The organism is Brenneria salicis ATCC 15712 = DSM 30166 (assembly GCF_003315515.1).
GTDB classification, from domain to species: domain Bacteria; phylum Pseudomonadota; class Gammaproteobacteria; order Enterobacterales; family Enterobacteriaceae; genus Brenneria; species Brenneria salicis.
Window position 1 is genome coordinate 86,152 of record NZ_QNRY01000001.1, and the last position, 18,157, is coordinate 104,308.

17 protein-coding genes and 5 tRNA genes are annotated in these 18,157 nt (G+C 52.3%); 20 read left to right on the top strand and 2 right to left on the bottom strand.

Translation table 11 applies throughout. From position 1 onward, the window contains the following. The first annotated feature begins 1 nt into the window (after position 1). From DES54_RS00420 to DES54_RS00440, 5 genes are all read left to right on the top strand, one after another. A tRNA-Leu gene (locus DES54_RS00420) sits at positions 2-86 on the top strand. Between the two features lie 55 nt (positions 87-141). Further along, a tRNA-Gln gene (locus DES54_RS00425) sits at positions 142-216 on the top strand. Positions 217-252: 36 nt separating this feature from the next. Then, positions 253-327 (top strand) — tRNA-Gln (locus DES54_RS00430). Between the two features lie 55 nt (positions 328-382). Next, positions 383-459 (top strand) — tRNA-Met (locus DES54_RS00435). A gap of 6 nt (positions 460-465) precedes the next feature. After that, positions 466-540: transfer RNA gene (locus DES54_RS00440), tRNA-Gln, on the top strand. 206 nt (positions 541-746) lie between these two features. Here the strand turns inward: DES54_RS00440 and ubiF are convergent. Next, complete coding sequence (gene ubiF / locus DES54_RS00445) at positions 747-1,913, bottom strand: 3-demethoxyubiquinol 3-hydroxylase (protein WP_113864660.1); 1,167 nt, start codon at positions 1,911-1,913, stop codon at positions 747-749. A 225-nt stretch (positions 1,914-2,138) separates the two neighbouring features. Here ubiF and miaB point away from each other — a divergent pair, with 225 nt between their 5' ends. From miaB to DES54_RS00490, 9 genes are all read left to right on the top strand, one after another. Continuing rightward, a complete protein-coding gene (gene miaB, locus DES54_RS00450) occupies positions 2,139-3,563 on the top strand; it encodes a tRNA (N6-isopentenyl adenosine(37)-C2)-methylthiotransferase MiaB (RefSeq protein WP_113864661.1) in 1,425 nt (474 codons plus the stop codon). A gap of 229 nt (positions 3,564-3,792) precedes the next feature. Next, complete coding sequence (locus DES54_RS00455) at positions 3,793-4,848, top strand: PhoH family protein (RefSeq protein ID WP_113864662.1); 1,056 nt, start codon at positions 3,793-3,795, stop codon at positions 4,846-4,848. Further along, complete coding sequence (ybeY, locus tag DES54_RS00460; protein WP_113864663.1) at positions 4,845-5,315, top strand: rRNA maturation RNase YbeY; 471 nt, start codon at positions 4,845-4,847, stop codon at positions 5,313-5,315. Before DES54_RS00455 ends, ybeY begins: the two co-directional genes overlap by 4 nt. Positions 5,316-5,435: 120 nt before the next feature. Next, complete coding sequence (gene corC / locus DES54_RS00465) at positions 5,436-6,314, top strand: CNNM family magnesium/cobalt transport protein CorC (protein ID WP_113864664.1); 879 nt, start codon at positions 5,436-5,438, stop codon at positions 6,312-6,314. Positions 6,315-6,321: 7 nt separating this feature from the next. Continuing rightward, positions 6,322-7,851, top strand: a complete 1,530-nt coding sequence (gene lnt, locus DES54_RS00470; protein WP_113864665.1) for an apolipoprotein N-acyltransferase — start codon at positions 6,322-6,324, stop codon at positions 7,849-7,851. A gap of 427 nt (positions 7,852-8,278) precedes the next feature. After that, the gene (locus DES54_RS00475) at positions 8,279-9,175 is read left to right on the top strand and encodes a glutamate/aspartate ABC transporter substrate-binding protein (RefSeq protein ID WP_113864666.1); all 897 of its coding nucleotides are present in this window, start codon (positions 8,279-8,281) and stop codon (positions 9,173-9,175) included. Positions 9,176-9,329: 154 nt separating this feature from the next. After that, positions 9,330-10,070, top strand: coding sequence for an amino acid ABC transporter permease (locus DES54_RS00480; RefSeq protein ID WP_113864667.1), 741 nt, complete (start codon positions 9,330-9,332; stop codon positions 10,068-10,070). Between the two features lie 3 nt (positions 10,071-10,073). Further along, on the top strand, positions 10,074-10,748 hold the full coding sequence (gene gltK, locus DES54_RS00485) for a glutamate/aspartate ABC transporter permease GltK (protein ID WP_113864668.1): 675 nt from the start codon (positions 10,074-10,076) through the stop codon (positions 10,746-10,748). After that, positions 10,745-11,473: an amino acid ABC transporter ATP-binding protein gene (locus DES54_RS00490; RefSeq protein WP_240634898.1), complete on the top strand. Its 729-nt coding sequence runs from the start codon at positions 10,745-10,747 to the stop codon at positions 11,471-11,473. The genes gltK and DES54_RS00490 overlap by 4 nt, the downstream gene beginning before the upstream one ends. 60 nt (positions 11,474-11,533) lie before the next feature. Here the strand turns inward: DES54_RS00490 and DES54_RS00495 are convergent, their stop codons facing one another. After that, entirely contained in the window at positions 11,534-12,016 is a 483-nt protein-coding gene (locus DES54_RS00495) for a zinc ribbon-containing protein (protein ID WP_113864670.1), read from the bottom strand. 288 nt (positions 12,017-12,304) lie between these two features. Between DES54_RS00495 and leuS the strand changes: the two genes are divergently transcribed. The 6 genes from leuS (at position 12,305) to rlmH (ending at position 18,127) form a co-directional block, all read left to right on the top strand. After that, positions 12,305-14,887 carry a leucine--tRNA ligase gene (leuS, locus tag DES54_RS00500; protein WP_113864671.1) on the top strand — a complete coding sequence of 861 codons (2,583 nt, stop codon included), beginning with the start codon at positions 12,305-12,307 and terminating at the stop codon, positions 14,885-14,887. A 14-nt stretch (positions 14,888-14,901) separates the two neighbouring features. Then, positions 14,902-15,456: an LPS assembly lipoprotein LptE gene (lptE, locus tag DES54_RS00505; RefSeq protein ID WP_113864672.1), complete on the top strand. Its 555-nt coding sequence runs from the start codon at positions 14,902-14,904 to the stop codon at positions 15,454-15,456. Beyond that, a complete protein-coding gene (holA, locus tag DES54_RS00510) occupies positions 15,453-16,478 on the top strand; it encodes a DNA polymerase III subunit delta (protein WP_113864673.1) in 1,026 nt (341 codons plus the stop codon). Before lptE ends, holA begins: the two co-directional genes overlap by 4 nt. Then, positions 16,445-17,134: a nicotinate-nucleotide adenylyltransferase gene (gene nadD / locus DES54_RS00515; RefSeq protein WP_113864674.1), complete on the top strand. Its 690-nt coding sequence runs from the start codon at positions 16,445-16,447 to the stop codon at positions 17,132-17,134. Before holA ends, nadD begins: the two co-directional genes overlap by 34 nt. A 203-nt stretch (positions 17,135-17,337) precedes the next feature. Further along, a complete protein-coding gene (gene rsfS, locus DES54_RS00520; RefSeq protein ID WP_113864675.1) occupies positions 17,338-17,655 on the top strand; it encodes a ribosome silencing factor in 318 nt (105 codons plus the stop codon). 1 nt (position 17,656) lies between these two features. Beyond that, positions 17,657-18,127: a 23S rRNA (pseudouridine(1915)-N(3))-methyltransferase RlmH gene (gene rlmH, locus DES54_RS00525; RefSeq protein WP_113864676.1), complete on the top strand. Its 471-nt coding sequence runs from the start codon at positions 17,657-17,659 to the stop codon at positions 18,125-18,127. The last annotated feature ends 30 nt before the right edge of the window (positions 18,128-18,157 follow it).

An 18,157-nucleotide genomic window follows, 5' to 3' on the forward strand; every position in this document is an offset into this window, starting at 1 on the left:
TGCGGGAGTGGCGAAATTGGTAGACGCACCAGATTTAGGTTCTGGCGCCGCAAGGTGTGCGAGTTCAAGTCTCGCCTCCCGCACCATTACTTTCACGGTTTGACATCGCTTTTCGAAGCTTGATAGTGTTTTGTTATTGATTGGGGTATCGCCAAGCGGTAAGGCACCGGTTTTTGATACCGGCATTCCCTGGTTCGAATCCAGGTACCCCAGCCATCTTCATCACATCTGCTGAAAAATTCGCTGTCCTGTTGGGGTATCGCCAAGCGGTAAGGCACTGGTTTTTGATACCAGCATTCCCTGGTTCGAATCCAGGTACCCCAGCCATCTAATTGATGTTAAAGATTTTTATTGAAACGCCATCAGATTAGCAGTAAAATCTGGCTACGTAGCTCAGCTGGTTAGAGCACAGCACTCATAATGCTGGGGTCACAGGTTCGATTCCCGTCGTAGCCACCACATTTTTGGGGTATCGCCAAGCGGTAAGGCACCGGATTCTGATTCCGGCATTCCGAGGTTCGAATCCTCGTACCCCAGCCAAATAAAGCTGGTAAAACAGCAGGATACGGGGCGATAGTCGCAAGACGTCGCCCCGTTTTCTTATGTGTGGCGGCAACGTGGCGATAAAAGTTTGCAGTTGCGTAACCATTTTTTACCGCCACCGAAACGAGCAACTGAATATCTTACAATGGCGCCGTCACGCTGTCTTATCAGCAGCCAGCGCGACGCTTTAAACAAGCAATACGCTAAACGCCTATCGCGTACTTCAATGCTTGCTGTTTTAACTTACCGGCTCGCTGGGCGACCATCAACGCCAGATTACGAGCCAAACCCAACGGCGGCAGCGCGTTGCTGAACGCGTTGTAGAACACATCCATACCGCTTTGCATCAGCAGGTTGTCTGGCTTGCGACGATGCTGGTAACGGCGCAGCACCGGTTCGGAAAACCATTCTTCTCCGGCGTCGCGAGCGCTGATCAACACATCCAGCAAGGTTTCCACATCGCGATAGCCCAGATTCACCCCTTGGCCCGCCAGGGGATTGATGGTGTGCGCGGCATCGCCCAACAGGGCCAGTCCGGGCTGAACATAGGTCTGCGCATGACGGCGTATCAGCGGAAACGACCCCGCGGCATGAGATTTGACCGGTCCCAAACGCTCAGGAAACGCCGCCGCAATTTCTTTATCCAACTGCGCCAGCGGCATTGCCTGAAGCTGGCGAATCCGCTGCGGACTGTCATACCAGACCAGCGATCCCCAGCGGTCAAACAGCGGCAGAAACGCGCGCGGCCCCGCGGGCGTAAACTGCTGCCAGGTGGCATCCTGTTGCGGATAACCCATTTCGACGCTGATTAACATGCAGGACTGTCGATACTGCCAGCCGCTGATGCCAATACCAGCCCACTGACGTATCCTGGAATTAGCGCCATCCGCCCCCAGCACCAGAGACGTCGTCAGCGTCTGCCCATCATCAAGTTGCAGGCGCCAGCCCTGCCCGGTGTGTTGCAGGCTTTCCGGCGTCGCGGGGCAATAGCGCCGGCAATTAGCCTCTTCACACAAACTTTCCCACAGCGCCAGTTGCAGGACCCGGTTTTCCACCATGAATCCCAACTCCGGTAAATGGATCTCCGCCGCATCAAACACCACACGGGCATTCTCCCATTCCCAGGTTTCGAGACGTCGATACGGCGCACTGCGCATCCGTTCGACCCGCTGCCAGACGCCAAGCTGTTTCAGCAATGCAACAGAGGCATAACCCACCGCAGAAATGCGCAGATCGGGCGCGCTGTCAATATCGAAAGAGGCAGGCGCATCCTGTTCGATAACCGCAACCTGAAAACCATTCCGGGCCAGACCCAATGCGGCGGCGGCACCGACCATTCCGCCCCCGACAACAATCGCATCATAATGCATACCGGTTCATCCCTCTCTGGCTATCATCGTTAACACCCGTGAAAATACATAAAAACAGTGTACTGGATTTCGATTTAACTTTTCCGAAAAGCGGTTAGTTTATAAAAGTGAGGACGTTAAAAATTTGACCGTTTTCAGGCTCTGGTCACAACGTCGGCGAACGATTACAATACCCGCCCCGTATCAAGGGAATCTTTCCTACCCGTACTGAGTAATGGCAAGTCGATGATAAAAAAACTGCATATTAAAACCTGGGGCTGTCAGATGAACGAATACGATTCATCGAAGATGGCTGATTTACTGGAAAGTACGCACGGTTATGAACTAACCGAGGTCGCGGAAGAGGCCGATGTTCTGCTGCTCAACACCTGTTCAATCCGTGAGAAGGCGCAGGAAAAGGTCTTTCATCAACTTGGCCGCTGGAAGGCGCTGAAAGATCTCAATCCCAATCTGATTATTGGCGTTGGTGGTTGCGTGGCCTCACAGGAAGGCGAGCATATCCGCGAACGCGCGCACTATGTCGATGTGATTTTTGGCCCGCAAACGCTGCACCGCCTGCCGGAAATGATTAACCACGTTCAGGGAACGCGCAGCCCGGTTGTGGATATCAGCTTCCCTGAAATCGAGAAATTTGACCGTCTGCCGGAACCGAAAGCGGAAGGACCGACGGCATTCGTCTCCATTATGGAAGGTTGCAATAAATATTGTACATTTTGTGTCGTCCCTTATACGCGCGGCGAAGAGGTCAGTCGCCCATGTGATGACGTACTGTTTGAAATTGCGCAATTAGCTGAACAAGGCGTGCGTGAAGTCAACCTGCTTGGGCAGAACGTTAATGCCTACCGTGGCGCGACCTACAACGGCGACATCTGCTCCTTTGCCGAACTGTTGCGTCTGGTCGCCGCCATCGACGGTATCGACCGCATTCGCTTCACCACCAGCCATCCGATAGAGTTTACCGACGACATTATCAGCGTGTATGAAGACACGCCCGAACTGGTAAGCTTCCTTCATCTGCCGGTGCAAAGTGGTTCTGACCGCGTGCTGACCATGATGAAACGCCGCCATACCGCGCTCGAATACAAAGCGATTATCCGTAAACTGCATCGTGCGCGGCCCGGCATCCAGATCAGTTCCGATTTTATTATCGGCTTCCCTGGCGAAACACAGGCTGATTTCGAGCAGACCATGAAACTGATCGCCGACGTTAACTTCGATATGAGTTTCAGTTTTATCTACTCCCCCCGTCCGGGAACGCCTGCCGCGGATATGGTCGACGATGTGCCGGAAGAAGAAAAAAAGCAGCGCCTGTATATTTTGCAGGAACGCATCAGCCAACAGGCGATGCAATACAGCCGCCGCATGCAAGGCACCATTCAGCGAATTCTGGTTGAAGGCACGTCGCGCAAAAGCGTGATGGAACTGTCTGGACGCACGGAAAACAACCGCGTCGTCAATTTTGAAGGCACGCCGGACATGATTGGCAAATTCGTCGATGTGGAAATCGTGGACGTTTATCCGAACTCGCTGCGCGGTATCGTCGTCCGTACCGAAGATCAGATGGATCTGCGCGTTCATGAGTCGCCATCCGCGGTCATTGCCCGCACACGCAAAGAAAACGAAATCGGCGTCGGCATCTACCAGCCATAAACCGTATAGCGTTTTCACGCTCTTTTCTCTGGGTGGCATTGCCACCCTTTTTCATGCTGTTTGCATTTGGTTTTGCGAAACCGCATCCCAATATAATGATTGTGACTTGCACCGTCGGGTATTCACGATAAATAATCTCCTGAGAGGACGTATCCCGAACGGTGCGATCTGATGATATCAGCCCTGAGCCGACAGAAGGCCGGTTCAATAATCTTCCAAGAGGAATAATTTGAACGTAACGACAAAAGAGATTGCCCTTGAACCCGCAGATAACCAACGCTTGCTCAGTCTTTGCGGCCCTTTTGACAACAACATCAAGCAGCTTGAGCGTCGTTTGGGTATCGAAATCAATCGTCGGGACAATACATTCAAACTGGTAGGCAGATCGCTGTGTATTGAGGCGGCCGCCGACATTCTTCAACGTCTGTATGTTGATACGGCGCCGGTTCGCGGCGCCATCGGCGATATCGACCCAGAGCAAATTCATCTGGCTATCAAGGAATCACGCGTGCTGGAACAATCAGCCGAAAGCATTCCTGATTATGGCAAAGCCATCAATATTCGGACCAAACGCGGCGTGATCAAACCACGCACGCCGAATCAGGCCCAGTACATTGCCAATGTGCTTGATCACGACATCACCTTTGGCATCGGGCCGGCGGGAACCGGGAAAACCTATCTGGCCGTCGCCGCCGCCGTTGATGCGTTGGAACGCCAGGAAATCCGTCGCATTTTACTGACGCGTCCCGCGGTTGAAGCGGGTGAAAAACTCGGTTTCCTGCCTGGCGATCTGAGTCAGAAAGTCGATCCTTATCTGCGGCCATTATACGACGCGCTGTTTGAAATGCTGGGTTTCGAGAAAGTCGAAAAGCTGATTGAGCGTAACGTCATTGATGTGGCGCCGCTAGCTTACATGCGTGGCCGCACCCTGAATGATGCCTTTATCATTCTTGATGAAGGCCAGAATACCAGCATCGAACAGATGAAAATGTTCCTAACCCGCATCGGCTTTAACTCCAAAGCGGTGATCACCGGCGACGTGACGCAAATTGACTTGCCGCGTAACCAGAAATCCGGTTTACGTCATGCCATCGATGTACTGTCTGACGTCGAAGAGATCAGTTTCAACTTCTTCCACAGCGAAGATGTGGTGCGGCATCCGGTTGTCGCCCGTATTGTTAATGCTTATGAAGCCTGGGAAACGGCGGAACAGAAACGCAAAGATGAACTGGCGGAACAGCGTAAACGTGAAGCACTGGCCGCCGCCGCGCAGGAGCACAAATGAGTCAGGTCATTCTCGATTTGCAAATCGCCAGCGAGCAGACTCAGGGATTACCTGATGAAAAGGATTTCCAACGTTGGCTGGAAGGCGTGTTGCCCCAGTTTCAGGCAGTATCGGAAGTGACCATCCGTATCGTTGATGAAGCGGAGAGCCACAATCTGAATTTCACCTACCGGGGTAAAGACAAACCAACCAATGTGCTCTCCTTCCCCTTCGAGGCGCCGCCTGAGGTCGAACTGCCCTTGCTGGGAGATTTGATCATCTGCCGTCAGGTTGTCGAACAAGAAGCTCTCGAACAGCAGAAAACGCTGGAAGCGCACTGGGCACATATGGTTGTCCACGGTAGCCTGCATCTGCTAGGGTATGATCATATCGAAGACAGCGAAGCCGAAGAAATGGAAGCGCTTGAAACGGAGATAATGCAGAATATGGGTTATGCTGATCCGTATCTTGCAGAAAAAACAGCCTGACCGAATAAATGCGATAATTATATATTCTGGTTTATAACTTTGTACGTCAGAAGGCTTCGCCAAGATGCTTACGCCTTCTGATTATTATCCCTTAACATGAGTGATTTTAATTAAAACGCCATGAGCGACGACCATTCTCAAAACAGCGATAGCCCCAGTCCCAAAAAGGGTTTTTTTTCCCTTATTCTTAATCAGCTTTTTCACGGCGAACCAAAAGATCGTAATGATCTGCTGACGCTGATCCGTGATTCCGAACAAAATGATCTGATCGACCCAGCAACGCGCGATATGCTTGAAGGCGTGATGGATATCGCCGAACAGCGCGTTCGCGACATCATGATCCCTCGTTCTCAGATGATTACGCTAAAGCGAGATCAATCTCTGGAAGCGTGCCTTGATGTCATTATCGAATCCGCTCATTCCCGTTTTCCGGTAATTAGCGAAGATAAAGACCATATTGAAGGTATTCTGATGGCCAAGGATTTGCTGCCGTTTATGCGCAGCGAGTCCGAGCCTTTCAGCATGGAGAAGGTGCTGCGCCCAGCCGTGGTGGTGCCGGAGAGCAAACGCGTTGACCGGATGTTGAACGAGTTTCGCTCCCTGCGATATCACATGGCCATCGTTATTGATGAATTTGGCGGCGTTTCCGGCCTTGTCACCATTGAAGATATTCTGGAGCTTATCGTCGGTGAAATTGAGGATGAATATGACGACGAGGAAGATCGTGATATTCGCCAACTCAACCGCCACACCTATACGGTGCGCGCGTTGACCGATATTGAAGATTTTAACGAAGCCTTTGGCACCCAGTTCAGTGACGAGGAAGTCGATACCATCGGCGGCCTTATCATGCAGTCTTTCGGGCACTTACCCGCCCGCGGTGAAACCATCGACATAGAAGGTTACCTGTTTAAAGTTGCGATGGCGGATAGCCGACGTATTATTCAGGTTCACGTCAGAATCCCTGACAACGCACCTCAACCGCAATTGGAAGACTAAATAAGCAATGGCTTTCGCTTCTTTACTGCAACGCCAGCAGGTCCGTATCCTGCTGGCGCTTTTATCCGGCGCCGCCGGTACATTGGCATTTTCTCCTTTTAATTTCTGGCCTGCGGCGCTGATTTCATTAATAGGGCTGCAAGTCCTGACGCTGAACCGCACGATTCGTCAGTCCGCCGGGATTGGATTCGCCTGGGGATTTGGTCTGTTTGGCAGCGGCATTAACTGGGTGTATGTCAGCATTGCGCAGTTTGGCGGCATGCCGGGACCGGTCAATATTGCCCTTGTCGTGCTGCTCGCGGCTTATCTGTCGCTCTATCCTCTGCTATTTTCCGTGTTGATTGCCCGGCTGTGGCCGAAAACAACCTGGTGGCGGCTTGCTATCGCCGCGCCGGTATTATGGCAGTTGACCGAGTTTCTGCGCGGCTGGGTGCTCACCGGGTTCCCCTGGCTACAGTTTGGCTATAGCCAGATTAATGGCCCGTTGAAAGGGATTGCGCCAATTCTGGGCGTGGATGCCATCACTTTTATGCTGATGAGCATCAGCGGACTCGTCGTGGTCGCGCTATACCAGCGAAAAATCGCTCCCGCCATTATCGCGTTGGCGCTGCTGGCCTTGCCGTGGCCGTTGCGTTATATCCAGTGGTTTACTCTGTTGCCTGAGCGAGCGGTCAATGTCGCTCTGGTTCAGGGGAATATTCCTCAGTCCCTCAAATGGGACCCGAACGAACTACTCAATACGCTGAAAATTTATCTGGATAATAGTCAACCCTATATGGATACCGCGCCGATTATCATCTGGCCGGAATCAGCGATCCCCGATGTCGAAAGCCGTCAGGGTGACTATCTGACGCAGGTCGATAGCCTGCTTCGCAGCCATAACAGCAGTCTTATCACCGGTATCGTCGATATGCGACGCAACGGCGGCGAGTTTGATTATTACAACAGTATTATCGTCCTGGGCGACAAACAGCCCTATCGCTATCCCACCGACAATCGCTATAACAAAAACCATCTGGTGCCGTTTGGTGAATTCGTTCCACTGGAAACGTTATTACGTCCGCTGGCTCCTCTTTTCGATTTACCGATGTCTTCATTTAGCCGTGGCGACTACCTCCAGCCCCAGTTGAACGTGAATGGTTTTAAGCTTAACGCGGCCATCTGTTATGAAATCATTCTGGGTCAGCAACTCCGCGATAATTTCCGCGCAGATACCGACATGCTGTTAACTATCTCGAACGATGCCTGGTTCGGCAAATCTATCGGGCCGTGGCAGCACTTCCAGATGGCGCGGATGCGGGCGCTGGAATTGGGGCGCCCTCTACTGCGCAGCACCAATAATGGCGTTACGGCGGTCATTGCTCCAGATGGCGAAATCAGCGCCAGTCTGCCGCAATTTACGCGCGCCGTTTTGAATACGCAGGTGATACCAGCTAGCGGACTAACGCCTTATGCCCGCTTCGGCGGCTGGCCGCTGTGGATTATCACCCTGCTTGGCGGTTTTGCGGCGATGGTTTTCAGTCTGCGCCGTCGCTGATTTCATTCTTTTTATTCGTTTTGGAGGCATGCTAGCGCCGCCTCCTCTTTTTGACGCCCCCTTTCCGGCATAGATGGCACGCCAATTGCTTATTACTCCCTTGTAAATGGTTGTTTCAATGTTTTTTTGCGGGCTGACCGCGGGGAAAGCACGCATTTGGGGCAATGAATGCACCAAATCTGTGCTGGCTAAGTTTCCTGACGCCATTTGGTGCGGTTTAACTCGCAAAAAACAAACATTTCTATCTCAATCTATTTACAATCGGCTTTTTTTTTAACAGTATACGTAGTTACTTCGCTCTTTATCGGTGCACGGTTTTCGTACTGCGCAAGTATCGGAACGGCATACATAATTTAGCAACACAACTTTAGATCTACCACTACAGCGCCATAACTTAGCGCCATAACGACAGCAAAGGAGTTAGAACATGCAAATGCGTAAACTGGCACTATCACTGCTTCTGCTCGGCACGACAGCCAGCCTTGCTCAAGCGGAGGAGCTCGCTGGCACTCTGAAAAAAGTTAAAGATAACGGCGTTATCGTCATTGGCCACCGCGAATCGTCAGTTCCTTTTTCTTACTACGATAATCAGCAGAAAGTCGTCGGTTACTCTCAGGCCTACGCCGACAAGATTGTAGAAGCCGTGAAAAAAGAACTGAATGCGCCTGACCTACAGGTAAAACTGCTGCCGATCACGGCTCAAAACCGTATTCCGCTGCTTCAGAATGGTACTTACGATCTGGAATGCGGTTCGACGACCAACAATCTGGAACGTCAGAAACAAGTCGCGTTTTCTAATACCATTTTTATTATCGGTACGCGTTTGTTAACCAAGAAAGACTCTGGCATCAAAGACTTTACCGACCTGGCGGGTAAAACCGTGGTGGTCACGTCAGGAACAACGTCAGAAATTCTTCTGAACAAGATGAATGAAGAAAAACAACTGAAATTGCGCATTATCAGCGCTAAAGACCACGGTGATTCTTTCCGCACTCTGGAAAGCGGTCGCGCGGTCGCGTTCATGATGGATGACGCGCTGCTGGCCGGTGAGCGTGCAAAAGCGAAAAATGCCGCTCAGTGGGATATTGTCGGCACTCCACAATCCAGAGAAGCCTATGGCTGTATGCTGCGTAAAGACGATCCGCAATTCCAGAAACTGGTTAATGACACCATTGCGGAAGTACAAACCTCTGGCGAAGCAGAAAAGTGGTTTGACCGCTGGTTCACACAACCGATCCCGCCAAGAGATCTCAATTTGAATTTCGAATTGTCTGACGAAATGAAAGCCCTGTTCAAAGCACCAAACGATACGGCTTTAGACTAATTAATAATGAAAATAAAGGCAGAGACATCTGCCTTATGATTGCTGATTCGCAGCAGGACAGACGGGCATACAATGGTCGTTCCCCATCGTATGTTAATTGCTGCTCATCAATCTTCAGGGTAGCCTCGCTACCCTTTTTTTACCGGAGTTAGTTATGTCAATAGATTGGAACTGGGGCATATTCCTGCAAGCGGCCCCATTCGGTAATACCACCTATCTGGGGTGGTTATTGTCCGGCCTGCAAGTCACGGTCACGTTATCTATCTGTGCCTGGATAATCGCGTTTTTACTTGGTTCCTTGTTTGGAATTTTACGTACCGTCCCCAATCGTTTTATTGCGGGAATTGGTACGTGTTATGTCGAGTTATTCCGTAACGTACCGTTGATTGTGCAGTTCTTTACCTGGTATCTGGTGGTCCCTGAACTATTGCCGACCGATATCGGCATGTGGTTTAAGGCTGAACTCGATCCCAATATCCAGTTTTTCCTGTCATCCATGATCTGCCTGGGCCTGTTTACCGCAGCACGTGTATGCGAGCAGGTGCGAGCGGGCATCCAATCGTTGCCGCGCGGTCAACAAGCGGCGGGACTGGCCATGGGGCTGACGTTGCCACAGACCTACCGGTATGTCTTGTTGCCTAATGCCTATCGCGTTATCGTTCCGCCGTTAACCTCGGAGATGCTTAACCTGGTCAAAAACTCCGCTATCGCCTCAACCATCGGGCTGGTGGAAATGGCGGCGCAGGCTGGGAAATTGCTGGATTACTCGGCCCATGCCTATGAATCCTTTACCGCCATTACGCTGCTTTATATCGCTATCAACGCGATCATTATGCTGATCATGCAGTTTGTAGAGCAGAAAACCCGTTTGCCGGGCAATATGGGGAGCAAATAATCCATGTATGAATTTGACTGGGGCTCAATCGGGCCAAGCATGCCTTACCTGCTACAGGGAATGGTGGTCACGCTCAAAATCACGGTTATCGCGGTGATGTTCGGTATTATCTGGGGCACAATACTGGCGGTAATGCGGCTGTCTTCAATAAAACCCATCAGTTGGTTCGCCAAAATATATGTGAACCTGTTCCGTTCCGTGCCATTGGTGATGGTGCTGCTATGGTTTTATCTGGTGGTGCCTAGCTTGTTGCAAAACGTGCTTGGCCTTTCGCCGAAGACTGATATTCGGTTAATTTCAGCGATGGTCGCCTTTTCGTTGTTTGAAGCGGCTTATTATTCTGAGATTATTCGCGCGGGCATTCTCAGCGTGTCACGCGGGCAATCCTACGCGGCGCTGGCGCTCGGCATGACGCACTGGCAATCCATGCAGTTGGTCATTCTTCCGCAGGCGTTCCGCGCGATGGTGCCATTGTTGTTGACGCAAGGTATTGTGCTGTTCCAGGATACCTCGCTAGTTTATGTACTCAGCCTCGCTGATTTCTTCCGTACCGCCTCCACTATCGGTGAGCGTGACGGCACACAAGTTGAAATGATCCTGTTTGCCGGGCTCATTTATTTTATTTTCAGCATTTCCGCATCAATGCTGGTCAGTTACCTGAAAAAAAGGACGGTTTGATGATTTTCCTGAAAAATATTTCTAAATGGTATGGTCACTTTCAGGTGCTAACCGACTGCTCCACAGAAGTTAAAAAAGGTGAGGTAGTGGTCGTCTGCGGACCTTCAGGCTCCGGTAAGTCAACCCTGATTAAAACCGTTAACGGTCTGGAACCTATCCAGCAAGGTGAAATTGAAGTCAACGGCATCATCGTTAACGACAAGAAAACCAATCTGGCGCAGTTACGTTCCAAAGTGGGTATGGTATTCCAACACTTTGAACTGTTTCCGCACCTCTCCATTATCGATAACCTGACGTTGGCGCAGGTAAAAGTGTTGAAGCGCAACCGCGACGAGTCAAAAGCCAAAGCGCAAAAACTGCTGGAGCGCGTTGGTCTGGCCGCCCATGCCAATAAGTATCCGGGACAACTTTCCGGTGGTCAGCAGCAGCGTGTCGCTATTGCGCGCGCCTTGTGCATGGATCCGATTGCCATGCTGTTTGACGAACCGACTTCCGCGCTCGATCCGGAAATGATTAATGAAGTGCTCGACGTTATGGTTGAACTGGCTCAGGAAGGGATGACCATGATGGTAGTAACACACGAAATGGGCTTTGCCCGTAAAGTGGCGCATCGGGTTATCTTCATGGATGAAGGAAAAATCATTGAAGACACGCCTAAAGACGACTTCTTCAATAACCCGCAGTCTGATCGTGCGAAAGACTTCCTGGCGAAGATCCTGCACTGATATCCCGCAAGCGTGCCTGTCGGCACGCTTTTCTTATTTCCCCCAAGCTTATCCGTGTGATTACGGCTGAAATGGTTGCCGGTGGAACTGATCGTGTGAACATTTTGGACAGCGCGGCAAAATTTCCGGCGTATAAAACGCCATATGATGAAAGCATTTTTCGCAAACCAGATCACCCAACCCCACCACTTCGCCACTGTGGTAAATGCCATGATTGTTAACATCGTTGAAAATTTGATGCCACTCCAACTGGGTTTTATCCGTAATGTCCGCCAGTTCTTGCCACAAACTTTCTTTGATAACCCTCATAAACACGCTGTCGGACATCTCTTCCTGACTTTCGCTGTAGCTGCGCGCGAACTCGCCCAGATCCCGCCGGATCGCCTGAATAACCTGTTCGATTTCTTTTTGCGTCAGATCGGCGCTTTCCTGCAATGTCTCGCGGGCGCTTTGCACCAGTTCATCAATATCCCGTTCCCCGTTATTCAGCCGTGCCGTCACTGAAGCCATTAACTCGCGATAATAGCGGGCTACTTTATTCATGCTTCCTCCTGATTCGTCTGATTGAAACGCGATAAATCGCGGCTGGTCAACGCCTGAGCCGCGTCACATCCCCTCTATCTGTTTCTATTTTAGATTATTTTTCCTGCAAAACCGGTGATACGACGCATATTTGCGCAATTTCGGCAGAAAGCGCGAAAATCTTTCCCGGTCGAATACAGGGTGTTGTTGCCCCAGTCGCTTATCAGCTATGCTATGCGGATCTTTTGTTATGAATCAAAGCACGCTACTGGCGTAGCTATTCTTCACTAAACAGGACCCCTGGCAGCCATGCAAGAGCAATACCGCCCAGAAGAGATAGAAGCGCACGTCCAGCTTCACTGGCAAGAGAAGCAGACATTCAAAGTGACCAAAGAACCCGGCAAGGAAAAGTACTACTGCCTTTCCATGCTGCCCTACCCTTCTGGCCGTCTACACATGGGACACGTTCGTAATTATACGATTGGCGACGTGATATCCCGTTATCAGCGCATGCTGGGTAAAAACGTCCTGCAACCGATTGGCTGGGACGCGTTTGGCCTGCCCGCGGAAGGCGCCGCCGTTAAAAATAACACCGCGCCTGCGCCATGGACCTATTCCAACATTGAATACATGAAAAGCCAGCTAAAACTGCTGGGTTTTGGCTACGACTGGAGCCGTGAAGTCGCTACCTGTAAGCCGGACTACTATCGTTGGGAACAGTGGTTCTTCACCAAACTGTATGAAAAAGGTCTGGTTTACAAAAAGACCTCCGCCGTGAACTGGTGTCCGAACGACCAGACCGTGCTGGCGAACGAACAGGTTATTGAAGGTTGCTGCTGGCGTTGCGACACCAAAGTCGAACGTAAAGAAATCCCCCAATGGTTTATCAAAATCACCGACTATGCCGATCAACTGCTGAACGATCTGGATACGCTGGAAAGCTGGCCTGAGCAGGTCAAAACCATGCAGCGTAACTGGATTGGCCGTTCTGAAGGGGTGGAAATCACCTTTGACATCGCGGACAGCGAAGAGAAGCTCAGTGTTTATACCACGCGTCCCGACACTTTCATGGGCGTGACCTATGTCGCCGTTGCCGCCGGTCACCCGTTGGCGCTGCAAGCGGCGGCCACCAATCCGGCGCTGGCTGACTTCATTGCCGAATGCCGCAACACCAAAGTCGCCGAAGCGGATATGGCGACGATGGAGAAAAAAGGCATGGCCACCGGCCTGTACGCCATCCATCCGCTTAGCGGAGAGAAAGTCGCGATCTGGGCGGCAAACTTTGTACTGATGGATTACGGCACCGGCGCGGTGATGGCGGTTCCGGGCCATGACCAGCGCGATTGGGAATTCGCCAACAAATATAGTCTGCCGATTAAACCGGTTATTCTGAACAGCGATGGCAGCGAACCGGATCTGTCCACCCAGGCGATGACCGAGAAAGGTCGTTTGTTCAACTCTGGCGAATTTGACGGTCTGAATTTTGACGCCGCCTTTAACGCAATCGCCGACAAGCTGGTTGCATTGGGCATTGGCGAACGTAAGGTCAACTATCGCCTGCGTGACTGGGGCGTTTCCCGTCAGCGCTACTGGGGCGCGCCCATCCCGATGGTGACGCTGGAAGACGGCACCGTGGTTCCCACGCCGGAAGATCAACTGCCGGTGGTGCTGCCGGAAGATGTGGTTATGGATGGGATCACCAGCCCGCTGAAAGCCAATCCAGAATGGGCTAAAACGACGATCAACGGTCAGCCAGCCTTGCGTGAAACCGATACTTTCGACACCTTTATGGAATCGTCCTGGTACTACGCGCGTTATACCTGTCCGCAGTACGATCAGGGTATGCTGGACCCGGCGGCGGCGAACTACTGGCTACCTGTCGACCAATATGTCGGCGGCATTGAACATGCCATCATGCACCTGATGTATTTCCGCTTCTTCCACAAGTTGCTGCGCGATGCCGGTCTGGTGACGTCTGACGAACCTGCCAAACGCCTGTTGTGTCAGGGCATGGTGCTGGCGGATGCATTTTACTATCTGGGCAATAATGGCGAACGCATCTGGGTTTCTCCCACTGATGCCACCGTTGAGCGTGATGAAAAAGGCCGCATCGTCAAGGCGACCGACAACGAAGGCCGTGATGTGGTCTACGCCGGCATGAGCAAAATGTCGAAGTCCAAGAACAACGGTATCGACCCGCAGTTCATGGTGGAAAAATATGGTGCGGATACCGTTCGTCTGTTTATGATGTTCGCCTCGCCCGCTGAAATGACGCTGGAATGGCAAGAGTCAGGGGTTGAGGGCGCTAACCGCTTCCTGAAACGTGTCTGGAAACAGGCGTTCGATCACTCGGCGAGAGGAGCGACCCAACCGCTGGACATCACTATTCTGACGGAAGATCAGAAATCGCTGCGTCGCGATCTGCACAAAACCATCGCCAAGGTAACCGATGACATCGGTCGTCGTCAGACCTTTAATACCGCGATTGCCGCCATCATGGAATTGATGAACAAACTCGCCAAAGCGTCACAGGAGAGCGATCAGGATCGCGCGCTGACGCAGGAAGTCTTGCTGGCGGTCGTGCGTATGCTGTATCCGTTTACGCCGCATGTTTGTTTTGTCTTGTGGCAGGCGCTGCAGGGTGAAGGCGACATTGATACGGCGCCGTGGCCGGTGGCGGACGAAGCGGCGATGGTGGAAGATTCCAAATTGGTGGTCGTTCAGGTGAACGGCAAGGTTCGTGGTAAAATCACCGTTGCGGCTGACGCCAATGAAGATCAGGTTCGTGAACGCGCTGCTCAGGAACCTCTGGTAGCGAAATACCTGGACGGCGTCACTGTACGTAAAGTGATTTATGTCCCTGGCAAACTGCTTAACCTGGTTGTGGGTTAAGGCAAGGAGGAACTGTGCGACATCGTCTATTCACGTTGTTGCTGGGGTTGGCGGTGTTAATCACCGCTGGCTGCGGTTATCACCTGCGCGGTACGACGCAAGTCCCCGCGCAGCTACAAACACTGGTGCTGGACAGCAGTGACCCCTATGGCCCGATGACGCGTGCGGTGCGTGAACAGCTACGCCTCAGTGACGTCAAAATTGTCGATAATGCGACACGACAGGATATTCCTTCACTACGCATCATGAACGCATCCGAATCAAAGGATACCGTGTCGATTTTCCAGGACGGCAAAACAGCGGAATACCAGATGGTGTTGACGCTGCGGGCACAGGTACTGATGCCGGGTGATGATATTTATCCGCTCAGCGTAACGGTGTACCGCACCTTCTTTGACAACCCGCTGACCGCGCTGGCCAAAGATGCCGAGCAGGATATTATACGTCAGGAAATGCGAACTCAGGCGGCCCAGCAACTGGTGCGTAAATTACTGACCATCAACGGCGGTCAGAACGTCAAAGACAGCCAGCCGCAGACGGCTTCAGCCCCCACTTCCGATCGTTCATGATTCGGCTCTACCCGGAACAACTCGCCGCGCAACTCCATGAGGGGCTGCGCGCCGGTTATCTGATCTTCGGTACGGAACCGCTTCTTCTGCAAGAGAGTCTGGATAGTATCCGACGTGCCGCGCAGCAACAGGCATTCAGCGAACATTTCAGCTTTTCTCTGGATAACCACACCGACTGGGACGCCATTTTCAGCACCTGTCAGGCGCTCAGCCTGTTCGCATCCCGTCAGACACTGCTATTGATCCTGCCGGAGAACGGGCCGAATGTCGTCATGGCTGAAAACCTGATCAAGCTGTCTGCGTTATTGCACCCGGATATTCTACTGATGCTGCGTGGTCACAAGCTGACCAAAGCGCAAGAGAACAGCGCCTGGTTCAAAGCGTTGGCGAAAGACAGCGTGTACGTCAACTGTCTGACGCCTGAACAGGCCCAGCTTCCCCGCTGGGTGGCGCAGCGCGCCAAATCCATGAAGCTGACGTTGGATGACGCGGCAAGTCAGTTGATTTGTTACTGCTATGAAGGCAATCTGCTGGCTTTATCGCAAGCGCTGGAGCGCCTGGCCTTACTTTATCCCGATGGTAAGCTCACCCTGCCGCGCGTGGAAGAGGCGGTCAGCGACGCCGCTCATTTTACTCCTTTCCACTGGCTGGATGCGATGCTGGCGGGGAAAGGCAAACGCGCCCTGCACATATTGCAGCAACTCCGCCAGGAAGATTGCGAGCCGGTGATCCTGTTACGGACCTTGCAGCGTGAACTGCTGTTGTTGTTGACGCTGAAACGGCAAATGGCGAAAACGCCGTTGCGCGGCTTATTCGACCAGCATAAGGTTTGGCAGAATCGTCGCGACCTGTTGACTCAGGCGCTTCAGCGATTGACGCCGTTACAATTACAGCAGGCCATTCACTTGCTGGCGCAACTGGAAATAACGTTGAAGCAGAATTATGGTCAGTCCGTGTGGGCCGAGTTGGAAACGCTGGCTATGATATTATGCGGCAAAACCTTGCCGGAAAGTCTGATGTGATGAAACAAGCCGCGCCCGCTCCGCTGACCGCATTTTTTGGCGGCACCTTCGATCCGATTCACTACGGACACCTGAAGCCCGTCACCGCGCTGGCGAAAATCGCCGGATTAAACCAGATCGTGTTACTTCCCAACAATGTTCCGCCTCATCGTCCGCAGCCTGAAGCCAGTCCGTGGCAACGGCTGCGGATGGCGCAGCTGGTGGCGGAAAACGACACGCTGTTTACCGTCGATGACCGCGAATTACAACGCCAGAAACCGTCCTATACCATTGATACGCTGGAAACGCTGCGTCGCGAGAAAGGGGCTGATACCCCGTTGGCGTTTATTATTGGGCAGGATTCCCTGCTGACATTGCATCAATGGCACCGCTGGCAAGACCTGCTCAGCGTTTGTCATCTGCTGGTCTGCGCCCGTCCCGGCTATCGCTCGACGTTGTCCACGCCCGAACTTCAACAATGGCTGGAATCCCATCGCACCACAGATCCGCAATCACTGCATCAGCAAACGCACGGACGGATCTTTTTGGCCGATACGACATTGGTGACTATTTCAGCCACGTCAATACGTCAACGGCGTCAAGCCGGTCTTGATTGTCACGACTGGTTACCGCCCGCGGTACTGAATTATATCAATGAGCACGGGCTGTACCGGTAAACGACGCAGGCGCCGCCATTCCGTTTCTCTCTCAGCGCTTTATACCACTCACCGGCGGCGCGTGGTATACTCCGCCGCTGGTTTCAATCACAGGGAAAAACCGATAATCCGTTGCGATCCGGCAGCCAAAAACGGTCTTTCCATACTATTTCAGCGCCATAAACCATCCATCGCTATCGGATGCCGGCAACCAGGGGGAACCTTTGCAAGGTCAAGCACTCCAAGAATTCGTCATTGACAAGATAGATGATTTAAAAGGTCAGGATATCGTAACCTTGAATGTACAGGGTAAGTCCAGCATCACCGACTATATGGTTATCTGCACCGGCACCTCCACCCGCCACGTCGCCTCCATTGCCGATCACGTGGTTCAGTCTTCGCGGGCCGCCGGATTGATTCCATTTGGCGTGGAAGGCGAGAATATTTCCGACTGGGTGGTTGTCGATCTGGGCGATGTGATTGTACATGTGATGCAAGAGGAAAGCCGCCAGTTATACGAACTGGAAAAATTGTGGGGCTAGCATGAGACTGCAACTGGTTGCCGTCGGCACTAAAATGCCTGACTGGGTACAAACCGGTTTTATGGATTATCTGCGCCGCTTCCCCAAGGATATGCCGTTCGAACTCGTTGAGATCCCAGCCGGTAAACGGGGCAAAAATGCCGATATCAAGCGCATTCTTGAGCGGGAAGGCGATCAAATGTTGGCGGCTGTGGGTAAAGGTAATCGGATAGTGACGCTGGATATTCCCGGCACGCCGTGGGAAACCCCGCAGTTGGCGCAGCAACTGGAACGCTGGAAACAGGATGGACGCGACGTCAGCCTGCTGATCGGCGGCCCGGAAGGACTCGCACCGGAATGTAAAGCCGCCGCCGAGCAAAGCTGGTCGCTTTCGCCGTTGACGCTGCCTCATCCACTGGTGCGTGTGCTGGTCGCAGAAAGCCTGTATCGGGCCTGGAGTATTACCACTAACCATCCTTACCATCGGGAGTAAGGCGATACGATGAAACACGTGAAATAAACC

Excerpts from the sequence above, each read along its gene's own strand:
- ubiF (WP_113864660.1), bottom strand. The coding sequence starts at position 1,913 with ATGCATTATGATGCGATTGTTGTCGGGGGCGGAATGGTCGGTGCCGCC.
- miaB (WP_113864661.1), top strand. The coding sequence starts at position 2,139 with ATGATAAAAAAACTGCATATTAAAACCTGGGGCTGTCAGATGAACGAA.
- ybeY (WP_113864663.1), top strand. The coding sequence starts at position 4,845 with ATGAGTCAGGTCATTCTCGATTTGCAAATCGCCAGCGAGCAGACTCAG.
- corC (WP_113864664.1), top strand. The coding sequence starts at position 5,436 with ATGAGCGACGACCATTCTCAAAACAGCGATAGCCCCAGTCCCAAAAAG.
- lnt (WP_113864665.1), top strand. The coding sequence starts at position 6,322 with ATGGCTTTCGCTTCTTTACTGCAACGCCAGCAGGTCCGTATCCTGCTG.
- DES54_RS00475 (WP_113864666.1), top strand. The coding sequence starts at position 8,279 with ATGCAAATGCGTAAACTGGCACTATCACTGCTTCTGCTCGGCACGACA.
- DES54_RS00480 (WP_113864667.1), top strand. The coding sequence starts at position 9,330 with ATGTCAATAGATTGGAACTGGGGCATATTCCTGCAAGCGGCCCCATTC.
- gltK (WP_113864668.1), top strand. The coding sequence starts at position 10,074 with ATGTATGAATTTGACTGGGGCTCAATCGGGCCAAGCATGCCTTACCTG.
- DES54_RS00495 (WP_113864670.1), bottom strand. The coding sequence starts at position 12,016 with ATGAATAAAGTAGCCCGCTATTATCGCGAGTTAATGGCTTCAGTGACG.
- leuS (WP_113864671.1), top strand. The coding sequence starts at position 12,305 with ATGCAAGAGCAATACCGCCCAGAAGAGATAGAAGCGCACGTCCAGCTT.
- holA (WP_113864673.1), top strand. The coding sequence starts at position 15,453 with ATGATTCGGCTCTACCCGGAACAACTCGCCGCGCAACTCCATGAGGGG.
- nadD (WP_113864674.1), top strand. The coding sequence starts at position 16,445 with ATGCGGCAAAACCTTGCCGGAAAGTCTGATGTGATGAAACAAGCCGCG.
- rlmH (WP_113864676.1), top strand. The coding sequence starts at position 17,657 with ATGAGACTGCAACTGGTTGCCGTCGGCACTAAAATGCCTGACTGGGTA.